Genomic DNA, 11543 nt, shown 5'->3' on the forward strand with positions numbered 1-11543 from the left:
TGACAATGAGTAAGAGAAAACGCGTATTGGTCAAATTTTCAGGCGAGGCCTTGGCTGGAGAAAATGGTTTTGGTATAGATACAGCTGTGCTTAAATTTATAGCAAGCGAGATAAAAGAGCTTATAGAAAATGATATCGAAGTTGGCATCGTCATCGGCGGTGGTAACATAGTGCGCGGCGTGAGTGCTGCAAAAGATGGTATCATCAAGCGAACAAGTGGTGATCACATGGGCATGCTAGCAACTGTCATCAACTCGATCGCGATGCGTGAAGCATTGGAGAGAAGCGGGCTTGAAGTAAGGGTGCAAAGCGCGATCAAGATGGAAGCGATCTGTGAGACGTTTATCGTGGGACGTGCGCAGCGTCATTTAGAAAAGGGCAGAGTTGTTATCTTTGCAGCAGGCACGGGCAATCCATTCTTCACAACAGACACCGCAGCCACGCTAAGAGCTATCGAGATCGGCTCAGATATGATCATAAAAGCGACAAAAGTTGATGGCGTTTTTGACAAAGACCCAAAAAAATTCAAGGATGCAAAACTTTTAAAATCACTAAACTATGAAAAGGCGATGAGCGATGATATCAAGGTTATGGACGATACTGCCATAGCTTTGGCAAAGGACAACGCACTGCCGATCTTAGTTTGTAATATGTTTAAGGCTGGAAATTTATTAAAAATAATAAATGAAGAAGAAGCAGCCCTATACTCAGTTGTAAAATAAATTTCAAAAAGGATAAAAATGAGAACAGAACAAATCACAGCAAGAGCACTAAAACAAGTAGGAGATGACAGATATAAGCTTTCACTTATCGTTGCAAAGCGCGCAGAAGCGCTAGCAAATGGTGCAATAGCTTTAGTCGATGCTGATACTTCAAAGATGAAATTTGCCGACATCGCACTACTTGAAGTGGCTGAGGGCAAAATAGGCTTAGAGGCAATAGTTGAAGGAAAATAGTCTTTTTTTAGAGCAGTTGATAGAGCAAATTTTAGCTTGTAAAAACGTTTCTGAAGCGATAAAACTGCTCTTTTCTCTTTGTGAGAGAAGTGAAATTTTAGACAAAGCCGTAGATAGCTGCGTCACATCTCACGCTGGACAATACCGCAAAAGTGGCGAACCATACGCCATCCACCCCATCTTAGTAGCCTCTATCGTAGCAAATATGGGCGGCGATGAGAGCATGGTCATAGCTGCACTTCTTCATGATGTGGTCGAAGATACCGATGTAACGTTAGGTGAGCTTCAGGCTGAATTTGGCGATGAGGTGGCAAAGCTGGTTGAGGGGCTTACAAAGATAGTTGCCATTAGAGAAAACAAGCTCGCAAGCTCAGATAGCAACGAAAAACTTGCAAGCTCGGCGCTAACTTTTAGAAAGATGCTCTTAATCTCCATAGAAGACGTGAGAGTCCTTGTCGTAAAGCTTTGCGACAGACTTCACAACATGCTAACTCTTGAAGCGCTAAGGCCTGAAAAGCAAAAACGCATAGCCGAAGAGACGCTTATGGTCTATGCTCCGATCGCTCATAGGCTAGGAATTTCATCGATCAAAAACATGCTTGAAGATCTAAGCTTTAAGTATGCGATGCCAGAAGAATATGCAAAGATCGATAGTTACCTAAACAAAAACAAGCAGCAACTTAGCCTAAAACTAAATGCTTTTCACGAAAAGGTAAGTCAAATTTTGCTTGAAAATGGCTTTATCGAGGGCACCTTTGAGATACAAAAACGCATAAAACACTACTACTCGATCTATCTAAAGATGCAAAGAAAGGGCATTTCTATCGAAGAGGTGCTTGACTTGCTTGCCATTAGGATCATCGTGCAAAAGCCGCTTGATTGCTACCTTGCACTTGGAAATTTGCATATAAATTTTAACCCTCTCATCTCAAGATTTAAAGACTATATCGCACTTCCAAAGCAAAATGGCTATCAAACGATACACACAACCATTTTTGATAACAAAAGCATCTTTGAGGCGCAAGTTCGCACTTATGATATGCATAAAACCGCTGAATACGGCGTTGCCGCTCACTGGAAATATAAAAACGGCGAGGGTAGCCTCTTAAATCCAAAGCTTGACTGGCTAAATGACATCAGCATGCAAAATAGCGAGAATGAGAGCAACGTTGAAGAGCTATATGAATACGCAAAAGATAGCCTTTATATCGAAGATATCGCAGTTTATTCTCCAAAGGGCGAGGTCTTTACTCTGCCACGTGGTGCTACGGCGCTTGATTATGCTTATGAGATTCACTCAGAGATCGGACTTTACGCAAAAGAAGCTTATATAAACCGCGTTAGGATGCCGCTTCTAACGGAGCTAAAAAATGGTGACATCGTTAGGATAGTAACTGGCGAAGAGGCTAAATTTCGCTGTTCATGGATAAACAGCGTGCGAACAGGCAAGGCAAAGGCGACGATAAGGTCATTTTGTAAGCAAAAGATAAGAGATATAAACTACAAAATGGCGATCGATATCTTAAAATCAGTATTTAACGTTTCAAAAGATAGAATTTTAGAGTGGATAGAGTGCGAAAATTTAGGCAAAAAGGTCTTTCGTGCAGCAACTGATAGCGAGTATCTGCAAGAAGTGGCAAATATGCTTAAAAAATACATCAGAAAAGAGCGTCCATTTATGATCTCTTTGGGCGACAAATACCAGATCAAAAAGCAGAAATTTGAAAATATAGTAATCTATTCAAATCACAAAATTTCAAATGTCGAGTTTGATTATTGTTGTAATCCAAAAAGGGGCGATAGCATAGTTGGCTTTAAAAATGGTCACACCGTGACAGTGCATCACAAGCTTTGCGAGCGCGCTGGCAAGCTAATGGATAAAGGCGATGAGATCATCTTTGTCAAATGGACGAGAAATGCCCCGCATAGGTATAAAATTTTATTAAATTTAGAAAACAGAAAAGGTGCGTTGGCTGAATTTTTAACATATCTTGCTAGACTTGATATAAATTTAGCTACAATCTCACTAAACGAAGCAAATGATCTTAGCGGAGATACGTTTGAAATAAGCGTCGAAATAGCAGAAAATATCGATGCAAACGAGATCAAAGAGAAGATCAAAGATAGATATAAGATTATTGATTTTGTTTCGCAAAGCGACCCATATCATAATTAGGAGAGAAAAATGGTTCAAGATATAGATGATATTTTACAAGAGATAAACCGCGGCGTTGCCGAGATGATCGATGCTGAGAGAGTTGAAAATTTAGTTAAAAATTATTATGAAAAAGGCGAAAATTTCTACGTAAAAGCAGGCTTTGACCCAACAGCTCCAGACCTTCACCTAGGTCACACAGTCGTTTTAAACAAGATGGCTTTGCTTCAAAAACATGGCGCGATCGTGCAGTTTTTGATAGGTGATTTTACCGCTCAAATAGGCGATCCAACAGGCAAGTCAGCCACTAGAAAAAAGCTAGATCAAGAGACCGTTTTAAAAAATGCAAAAACCTACGAAGAGCAAGTTTTTAAAATTTTAGATCCTAAAAAAACCGTGATCATGTTTAACTCAAAATGGTCAAATGAGCTTGGCGCTGCTGGGATAATCGAGCTAACTAGCACATTTTCAGTAGCTAGAATGCTAGAGCGAGATGACTTTGAAAAGAGGATAAAAGCGGGCAATCCTATATCAATCTCAGAGTTTATGTATCCGCTTCTTCAAGGCTATGATAGCGTTGCTATGAAGTGCGACATCGAGATGGGTGGCACAGATCAGAAATTTAACCTTCTAATGGGTAGAACTTTGCAGCGAACATATAATATCGGCAAAGAGCAAGCTGTCATCATGATGCCACTTCTTGAGGGGCTTGATGGCGTAAATAAGATGAGTAAGAGCCTTGGCAACTACATAGGCGTTACTGAAAATGCAAATGATATGTTTGCAAAGACGCTTAGCATAAGTGACGAGCTTATGTGGCGCTGGTACGAGCTACTAAGCACAAAAACACTTGGCGAGATAGAAGAGCTGATGAATGACGTAAATAGTGGCAAATATCATCCAAAAAAGGCGAAAGAGGATCTTGCTTATGAGATAACAGCGAGGTATCATGGCGAGGAGGCTGCTAAGGCTGCTATGGCTGAATTTAACAGCGTGCACTCTCAAAATCAGCTCCCAACTGATATGAAAGAATTTAGTTTAAAAGCGCCGATCTGGATAGTTGAAGCCTTATCTCAGTGTGGGCTAAGTGAGTCAAATTCTCAAGCAAGGCGAGATATAAAAGCAAATGCAGTTAGCGTCAATCAAGAAAAAATTAGTGATGAGCAGTTAAAATTAGGAGCAGGCGAGTATATCTTGCAGGTTGGAAAACGTAAATTTGCGAAGATAAAGGTTGAATAAATGGAGTTAAAGCCATTAAAAATAGGTAAATACGAGATAAGATACCCGATATTTCAAGGCGGTATGGGGCTTGGCATCAGCTGGGACAAACTAGCTGGCAATGTGAGCTTAGAAGGCGGTCTTGGCATAATTAGTTCAGTCGGCACAGGCTACTATGAAAACCGCAAATTTATAGATAAAGAGCTAAACGCAAAGCCTTTTGGAAGCGAAAATTTCTACTCTACAAGAGGTCTTCGAGCAGTCATAGAAAATGCACGTAAAATTTGCGGTGATTTGCCACTTGGCGTAAATATAATGTATGCTGCAAACGACTACGCAAGGGTGGTAAAAGATGCTTGCGAGGCTGGTATAAACATCATTGTCTCAGGTGCAGGCTTGCCTACAAATTTACCTGAATTTACACAAAATTTTAAAGAGATAGCACTAGTGCCGATCGTCTCAAGTGCAAAAGCACTAAAGATCATCTGTAAGCGCTGGCTTCAAAGATATGAGCGCTTGCCAGATGCTGTCGTGCTTGAAGGACCTCTAAGTGGCGGCCATCAGGGCTTTACATACGAGCAGTGCCTTGATCCTGAGTTTTCACTATTTAATCTCATCCCGCAGGTAAAAGCTGAGATCAAAGAGTGGGGCGACTTCCCTCTCATCGCAGCTGGTGGAATTTGGGATAAAAACGACATCGAAAAGGCGATATCGCTTGGAGCAAATGGCGTTCAGATGGGCACACGCTTCATCGGCACCCATGAGTGTGACGCAGACATCGGCTTTAAAGAGGTCTTGCTAGCAGCTGAAGAGAAAGACATCGAGCTTATAAAGAGCCCAGTTGGCTACCCAGCTCGCGGGATAAGAACAAATTTGATAAATTTAGTCGATAAAAGAATGGGTCCAAAGATCCAGTGCATAAGCAACTGCGTGAGCCCTTGCCAAAGAGGCAAAGAGGCAAAGCAGGTGGGATACTGCATCGCGGATAGGCTATTTGACGCATATAGCGGCAAAAAAGAGAGCGGGCTATTTTTCACGGGAGCAAACGGCTACAAACTAAAAGAGCTAATAAGCGTAAAAGAGCTAATGCATAAGCTGGTACATGGTGAATGAAACGGGTTTTAATATCTCTTTTTCTAGCATTTAGTTTTCTTTTTGCGGCGACAAATTCGGAGACTTTTGCCAAATTTGATAGAAATTTTATGGCTCTAAACAGAAGTGCTAAGATCAAGCTTCACAACGATATAAAAAATATCTACGTCGATGCGATCATTAAAAACGACAAAAACACGAAAAAGCAGGCACTCACTAGGCTCATAACAAGCTCAAAGGCGCTTGGCTTTGACTCAAGCGCATATATAAGAGACCTAAATGCGATAAACGGCGTAAAAGGTGCCAGCGCGCCAGCGGTTTCGCCAGCTTTAACGCTACTAAGTGCCACAAAGGTAAATGACACCTTGGTGCTTAAATTTAACACAAAGCTAGATACCGAAAGGCTAAAAACATCGTTTGCCAAACAGCAAAATGCCTACAAAAATATCATGGACATTGATGGCAGGCTAAATGGCAACCCACTAACTTATAAAAATTTCATCTCAGACTACATCCACATCTCTCAGTATGACAAAAACACCGTCAGGATCATCTTTTCTGACAAGGTGCAAAAGACGATAAAAGCAAATGCGACTGGGGATTTGCTAATAATCAGCGCTCAAAATTTCATTTCAAATGAAAATGTAAGAGCGCCACTTCATAAGCTTAAAAATAAAAATGAAAAGCCAGCACAAAGCGCAGTAGAGCCAAATTTAAAGTCTGAGCCAGCACAAAGTGAGCCAGTAGAAGAGCCCTTGCCTCCAGTTGCTGCGGGTAAATTTTCACGCAACAAAACGATCGTCATCGACCCAGGGCATGGCGGCACAGATCCAGGCGCGGTAAATGGCAGTTTAAAAGAAAAAACAGCCGTTTTAGGTGTAGCCAAAAAGCTTGGCGAGATACTAAAATCTCGTGGCTACAAGGTCTATTTCACCAGATCAACTGACGTTTTTATAAATTTAAGATCAAGAACGAAATTTGCAAACGACAAGATGGCTGACCTCTTTGTATCCATCCACGCAAACGCCGCTCCAAACGCTGCTAAAGCAAAGAGCATGCACGGCATCGAGACATTTTTCTTATCGCCTGCAAGGAGCGAGCGCAGCAAAAACGCAGCCGCACTTGAAAACAAATCAGACATCGAAGAGATGAACTACTTTTCGCAGCAAACGTTTCTAAACGTGCTAAACCGCGAGAAGATCATCGCCTCAAACAAGCTTGGTATCGACATCCAAAAAGAAATTTTAGCAAGTGCTAGAAAGGTCTATGCAGCCAGCGACGGCAGCGTGCGAGAGGCGCCATTTTGGGTGCTCGTGGGCGCTCTTATGCCGGCAGTTCTTGTCGAGATCGGATATATCACGCATCCAGTCGAGGGTGAAAAACTCTTTAACGAGGCCTATCAAAAAGCCCTTGCAAACGGCATCGCAAACGGCATAGATGGATATTTCGCAAAAAATAGATGAAAAATGCAAATTTAAGCTTTAAAGGACAAATTCCATTTAATGAAGAGTTTGGCGACATCTACTTTAATACTGACAAGCCTTGGCTTGAGAGCGAATTTGTCTTTGCGAGCGCACTTGATGAAATTTGGCAGAGCAAAGATAGCTTTATAGTCGCTGAGACTGGCTTTGGCGCTGGGCTAAATTTCTTCACGCTTTGTAAGAAATTTAAAAATAGCTCCAAAAAACTTCACTTCGTTAGCATCGAAAAAAGTCCTATCAAAAAAGAAGATCTTTTAAAAATTTATGAAAATTTAGGCATTTTTAAAGCCTATGCTAAAAAGCTAGTTTCGCTCTATCCACCGCTAATCTCAGGCATACACCGCATAAATTTTGCGCCAAATATCACTCTTGATCTTTGCTACGGCGAGGCAGATCAAATTTTGCCTGAGCTTGATTTTACCGCTGATATCTGGTTCTTAGACGGCTTTGCCCCAAGCAAAAATGGCTCGATCTGGAGCGAAGAGGTCTTTAAAGAGATAGCAAGGCTAAGCAGGGTTGGTACCATAGTTAGAACCTACTCGTGCGCAAAAATGGTAAAAGATGGGCTAAAAAATGCTGGCTTTTTACTGAGCCTAAAAGAGGGCTACGCTAGAAAACGCCAGATGAGTATCGCCGTGCTAGAGAAAAAGGATGAAAATTTAAAGGACGCTTGGTTTGCGAGGTGCGAGCCAGTCGCCAGCGTAAAAGGCAAAACAGCGCTTGTTATAGGAGCAGGTGTAGCTGGGCTTGCCACTGCTGGAGAACTGGCCAAAAATGGCTTTAAAGTGGTGATTGCTGAGGCAAAGAATGAAGTCGCGACAAATGGCTCAGGCAACCACTGCGGCGCATTGATGCCATTAGTTACGAAGCCAGGGGTAAATTTAGGCCGCATGCACATAAATGCGTTTTTGCAAGCAGTGAGATTTTACAAGGCAAATTTACCAAAAAGCCTCATCAAATTTAATGGCTGCATCGACTATGCGTTTGATGATGAGCTTGTTAAAAGATACGCATCGTGGCAGGATCAAAGCGCGGAGGATGTTTTTAAATTTGATGAGAGCTTAAAGCCATATCCTGGGATATTTATAAAAGAGGCGGCATACGCTAGACCAAAAGAAATTTGTAAATTTCTATCAGGTAATTTTGAAATTTTATTTAACCACGAGTATGAGAGCAGGACGCACCTGCAAAATGGCAAGATAAGCGTTAAATTTAAAAATAAAAAAAGCTTGAAGGCTGATATCTTGGTCTTTTGCACAGGTAGTAAAAGTAGTGAAATTTTTAAAGGCTATGACATGCAAATAAGTAGCGTCAGAGGTCAAGTCACGCACCTAAAGCCACTTCTTAAAAACACCTTGCCACTAAGTGCAAAGGGCTACATCTGCCCAGCCGTCAAAGGGGTGCAAGTCATCGGTGCAACCTACGCTAGAAATGAAATTTGCGATACGCCTAAATCTGAGGATAATGCTAAAAATTTAAGCGACGTGAGCGAGTTTTTTGACACTAGAGAAGCAACCATCATCGGCTCACGTGTGGGATATAGAAGTTACAGCGGAGATAGATTTCCGATAATCGGCGCCTTGCACGATGAGACGTTTTACAAGCAAAACTACAAAGGGCTATTTTGGAGTAAAAATAAAGATAACAACAAAAAAGCAAGCTACGAAAAAAATCTCTTTGTAAATTTCGCTCATGGCTCACGTGGCCTTGGTACGGCGATACTTGGAGCAAATTTGATAACAGATCTTGTGCTTGCTCGCCCACTTTGCATAGAAAGATCGCTATTTTACGAGCTTCATCCTGCTAGATTTTTGATAAGAAAGCTAAAAAAAGGACTAAAATAGTCAAATTCCTTAACATAAGTTAAGAACTATTATCAAAACTTGCATTATAATCCTTCACAAAAAAAAGGATAGAAAATGAGTCAAATTTACAATCTCAACAAAGACACAAAGATAGTTGAAAAAAGCGTCGTTAGTAAAAGGCTCTTTCAAAACAAAAACGCAAGTGTCGATATATACGCATTTGACGAGGGCGAGGAGCTTGATCACGAGATGCTTTTTATAGACAGCCTTGCCTTCGTCATTGATGGCGAAGCGCAGCTTGAGTATGGCGAAAAGCAGATGAAGCTTGGACGCGATGAGGCCTGCCTTATCGAGGCAAAAACCTGGCGAAAGCTCAAATTTACAAAGAAAACAAAATATTTACTAATAGATTTTAAGGAGAATGTTATGATAGATCATTTAGACAAAGCGAGTGTCTTTAGTCTCGCAGATGCCGTTAGCTACGAGAGTGGCAAGATAGTTAGCAAAACGCTTGTCAAAAACGAAAATGGCTCAATGTCACTACTTAGTTTTGACAAAGACCAAGAGCTCTCAACCCACGCTGCCCCTGGCGATGCGCTACTTATCGCGCTTGATGGTGAGCTTGATTTAAAGATAGCTGATGAGAGCTTTCATCTAGTAAAAGGCGATAGTATCGTGCTTCCAGGCAAGATCCCACATGGCCTAAAAGTGAAAGACAAATTCAAAATGCTTCTAATCGTCACAAAAGACAAAATGTAAAAATAAGCCCTATTTTAGGGCTTTTCTCTTTTATAAATCACATTAAATTTACCCTTAATAACCCAAAAAGCAAAGTCATAATATAATCTCTTTAAAATTTGAAGAAGAGCTATGAAAAAAGAAAATTCCAAACCATTTTTACTACTATTTTTGGGCGCGCTTTCAGCATTTGGACCATTTGTCACAGACCTTTACCTGCCAGCACTTCCAGCCATAACTGAGTGGTTTAGCACAAGCGTTTCAGCAACCCAACTAACCCTTACAACCTCGATGGCAGGCCTTGCGATAGGTCAGCTAATAGTTGGCCCAATCAGCGATAAATTTGGCCGAAAAACACCACTTACCATCTCGCTCATCGTCTACACGATAAGCACGATTTTTATATTTTTTGCGCAAAATATCCAGTTTTTTATCTTTATGCGCATCATCCAAGGGCTTGCAAGTGCAGGTAGTCTGGTTATCTCAAGAGCCGTTGTGAGCGACCTTTACAAGGGTCACGAGATGACTAAATTTTTTAGTCTTATGATGGTTGTAAATGGTCTTGCTCCGATATTTTCGCCCATAGGCGGCAGCTTGCTACTTAAATTTACCGACTGGCGCGGCATCTTTATGGCGCTAACGATCATCGGTATTTTGCTATTTATCGCAAATTTTTACTTCAAAGAGAGCCTAAGCCCTGCTAACCGCCTAAAAGTGCCTTTGCTTCAGACCTACAGTGTCTTTGGCAAAATTTTAAGAAAAAAGAAATTTATGCTATTTATTGCGATCCAGACATTTACGATGGCTGCGATGTTTGCCTATATCGCGGCATCTTCTTTTATCTTACAAGAGTTTTACCTGCTAAGCCCAGTAAGCTACAGCTTTTGCTTTGCGGCAAATGGCCTAGCCATCGTCATAGGTGCTAGGCTTGCAAGCTTGCTAAATGAACGTAAAGCGCTAAAAACTGGGCTTTTTGGCACCTTGTTTGCTAGCATTTTTATAGCGTTTGTGCTTTTCTTTAAATTTGAAGTGATCGGCGTTATCATCGCATTTTTTTTGCTTTTACTCTTTACTGGCTTCATCTTACCAACAGCCTCATCACTTGCGATGAATGAGGGCAGAGAGTATGCTGGCTCAGCCTCAGCGGTGCTTGGATTTTGCCCATTTTTCTTAGGCGGCATCATCTCGCCATTAGTTGGGCTTGGTGACATTTTTTACTCGACTTCAATAGCCATTTTGGCTTGCAGCGTGCTTGCTTTTATCTCATTTTTAGGGCTAAAAAGAGTTGCGTAAAATTTATCTTGTCTCAAACACAAAAACGGCTGATGAGAGCGTTGTAAATTTAAGCGTTAGCAAGATAGAGTTTTTGAAATTTGAGATAAATTTAAGCGAATTTGACGCACTTGTGGCAACCTCTAAAAATGCTTTTAAGTCTTTAAAATTTAATGACATTTCGCCTATAAATTTACCAGTTTTTGCTATCGCAAATAGTTGCGCAACATCTGCAAAAGAGTTTGGTTTTAGTGAAATTTACACTGGACAAAACGCTCACGGAGATGACTTTGCGAGAGAAATTTTGCCACTTTTAAAGGGCAAAAATGTGCTTTATCTAAAAGGTAAAGATAGCGCTTCAAATTTCTTAGAAATTTTACAAAAGGGTGGCGTAAATATAAAATCGGTCATCGCTTATGAAAATGTCTTAAATCCTTGCAAAATGGAGCTAAAACCACCAAAAAATAGCATTTTGATCTTCGCATCTCCGATAAATGTGAGAAATTTTCTTACTAATTTTGGTTGGGACGATAGCTATCAGACGATAAGCATCGGAAAGGTCACTGCAAAAGAGCTAAAATTTAGCACGCCAATAGTGAGCCAAAATCAAGATATAAACGCTTGTATCGCACTTGCCAAAACGTTACTTTAAGCAAAGAATTTATATAATTTTATTGCCTGAGTGAAGCGAGTCAGCATTTTACGGGGTCCAACACTTTTTTGTTAGCGAAAAGGTATGGGTGCCTTGCGATGTGGCTTCGTTTGAGCCTTAAACAGCGAGAAGTTGCAACCTTTTGGTATCCATCTATTTGCAAGATTGGCTTTG

10 protein-coding genes are annotated in these 11543 nt (G+C 41.0%); all 10 read left to right on the top strand.

Features of this window, described 5'->3' with window-relative positions; translation table 11 throughout:
• Positions 1-5 precede the first annotated feature (5 nt).
• The 10 genes from pyrH to G6W43_RS02280 all read left to right on the top strand — a co-directional run bounded on the left by pyrH (position 6) and on the right by G6W43_RS02280 (position 11369).
• Positions 6-722 (top strand): UMP kinase, encoded by a 717-nt coding sequence (gene pyrH / locus G6W43_RS02235; protein ID WP_194169041.1) that lies wholly within the window; start codon positions 6-8, stop codon positions 720-722.
• A gap of 18 nt (positions 723-740) precedes the next feature.
• Positions 741-956 (top strand): DNA-directed RNA polymerase subunit omega, encoded by a 216-nt coding sequence (locus tag G6W43_RS02240; protein ID WP_004317259.1) that lies wholly within the window; start codon positions 741-743, stop codon positions 954-956.
• Positions 943-3132 carry a RelA/SpoT family protein gene (locus tag G6W43_RS02245; protein ID WP_107796960.1) on the top strand — a complete coding sequence of 730 codons (2190 nt, stop codon included), beginning with the start codon at positions 943-945 and terminating at the stop codon, positions 3130-3132. Before G6W43_RS02240 ends, G6W43_RS02245 begins: the two co-directional genes overlap by 14 nt.
• 9 nt (positions 3133-3141) lie before the next feature.
• Entirely contained in the window at positions 3142-4350 is a 1209-nt protein-coding gene (tyrS, locus tag G6W43_RS02250; protein WP_103607601.1) for a tyrosine--tRNA ligase, read from the top strand.
• Positions 4351-5442 (top strand): nitronate monooxygenase, encoded by a 1092-nt coding sequence (locus tag G6W43_RS02255; RefSeq protein WP_103617123.1) that lies wholly within the window; start codon positions 4351-4353, stop codon positions 5440-5442.
• Positions 5439-6884, top strand: a complete 1446-nt coding sequence (locus tag G6W43_RS02260) for an N-acetylmuramoyl-L-alanine amidase family protein (protein ID WP_107833159.1) — start codon at positions 5439-5441, stop codon at positions 6882-6884. The genes G6W43_RS02255 and G6W43_RS02260 overlap by 4 nt, the downstream gene beginning before the upstream one ends.
• Positions 6881-8746: a bifunctional tRNA (5-methylaminomethyl-2-thiouridine)(34)-methyltransferase MnmD/FAD-dependent 5-carboxymethylaminomethyl-2-thiouridine(34) oxidoreductase MnmC gene (mnmC, locus tag G6W43_RS02265; RefSeq protein WP_194169042.1), complete on the top strand. Its 1866-nt coding sequence runs from the start codon at positions 6881-6883 to the stop codon at positions 8744-8746. The genes G6W43_RS02260 and mnmC overlap by 4 nt, the downstream gene beginning before the upstream one ends.
• Before the next feature lie 75 nt (positions 8747-8821).
• The gene (locus tag G6W43_RS02270; protein ID WP_103611098.1) at positions 8822-9466 is read left to right on the top strand and encodes a cupin domain-containing protein; all 645 of its coding nucleotides are present in this window, start codon (positions 8822-8824) and stop codon (positions 9464-9466) included.
• 111 nt (positions 9467-9577) lie between these two features.
• Positions 9578-10738, top strand: coding sequence for a multidrug effflux MFS transporter (locus tag G6W43_RS02275; RefSeq protein ID WP_194169043.1), 1161 nt, complete (start codon positions 9578-9580; stop codon positions 10736-10738).
• On the top strand, positions 10731-11369 hold the full coding sequence (locus G6W43_RS02280) for a uroporphyrinogen-III synthase (protein ID WP_194169044.1): 639 nt from the start codon (positions 10731-10733) through the stop codon (positions 11367-11369). Before G6W43_RS02275 ends, G6W43_RS02280 begins: the two co-directional genes overlap by 8 nt.
• Positions 11370-11543 lie beyond the last annotated feature (174 nt).

Source organism: Campylobacter concisus (assembly GCF_015229965.1).
GTDB classification, from domain to species: domain Bacteria; phylum Campylobacterota; class Campylobacteria; order Campylobacterales; family Campylobacteraceae; genus Campylobacter_A; species Campylobacter_A concisus_BD.

What these genes read in the sequence shown, in the direction of transcription:
- G6W43_RS02260 (WP_107833159.1), top strand. Translation starts at nt 5,439, where the DNA reads ATGAAACGGGTTTTAATATCTCTTTTTCTAGCATTTAGTTTTCTTTTT.
- pyrH (WP_194169041.1), top strand. Translation starts at nt 6, where the DNA reads ATGAGTAAGAGAAAACGCGTATTGGTCAAATTTTCAGGCGAGGCCTTG.
- G6W43_RS02275 (WP_194169043.1), top strand. Translation starts at nt 9,578, where the DNA reads ATGAAAAAAGAAAATTCCAAACCATTTTTACTACTATTTTTGGGCGCG.
- G6W43_RS02240 (WP_004317259.1), top strand. Translation starts at nt 741, where the DNA reads ATGAGAACAGAACAAATCACAGCAAGAGCACTAAAACAAGTAGGAGAT.
- G6W43_RS02255 (WP_103617123.1), top strand. Translation starts at nt 4,351, where the DNA reads ATGGAGTTAAAGCCATTAAAAATAGGTAAATACGAGATAAGATACCCG.
- tyrS (WP_103607601.1), top strand. Translation starts at nt 3,142, where the DNA reads ATGGTTCAAGATATAGATGATATTTTACAAGAGATAAACCGCGGCGTT.
- G6W43_RS02270 (WP_103611098.1), top strand. Translation starts at nt 8,822, where the DNA reads ATGAGTCAAATTTACAATCTCAACAAAGACACAAAGATAGTTGAAAAA.
- mnmC (WP_194169042.1), top strand. Translation starts at nt 6,881, where the DNA reads ATGAAAAATGCAAATTTAAGCTTTAAAGGACAAATTCCATTTAATGAA.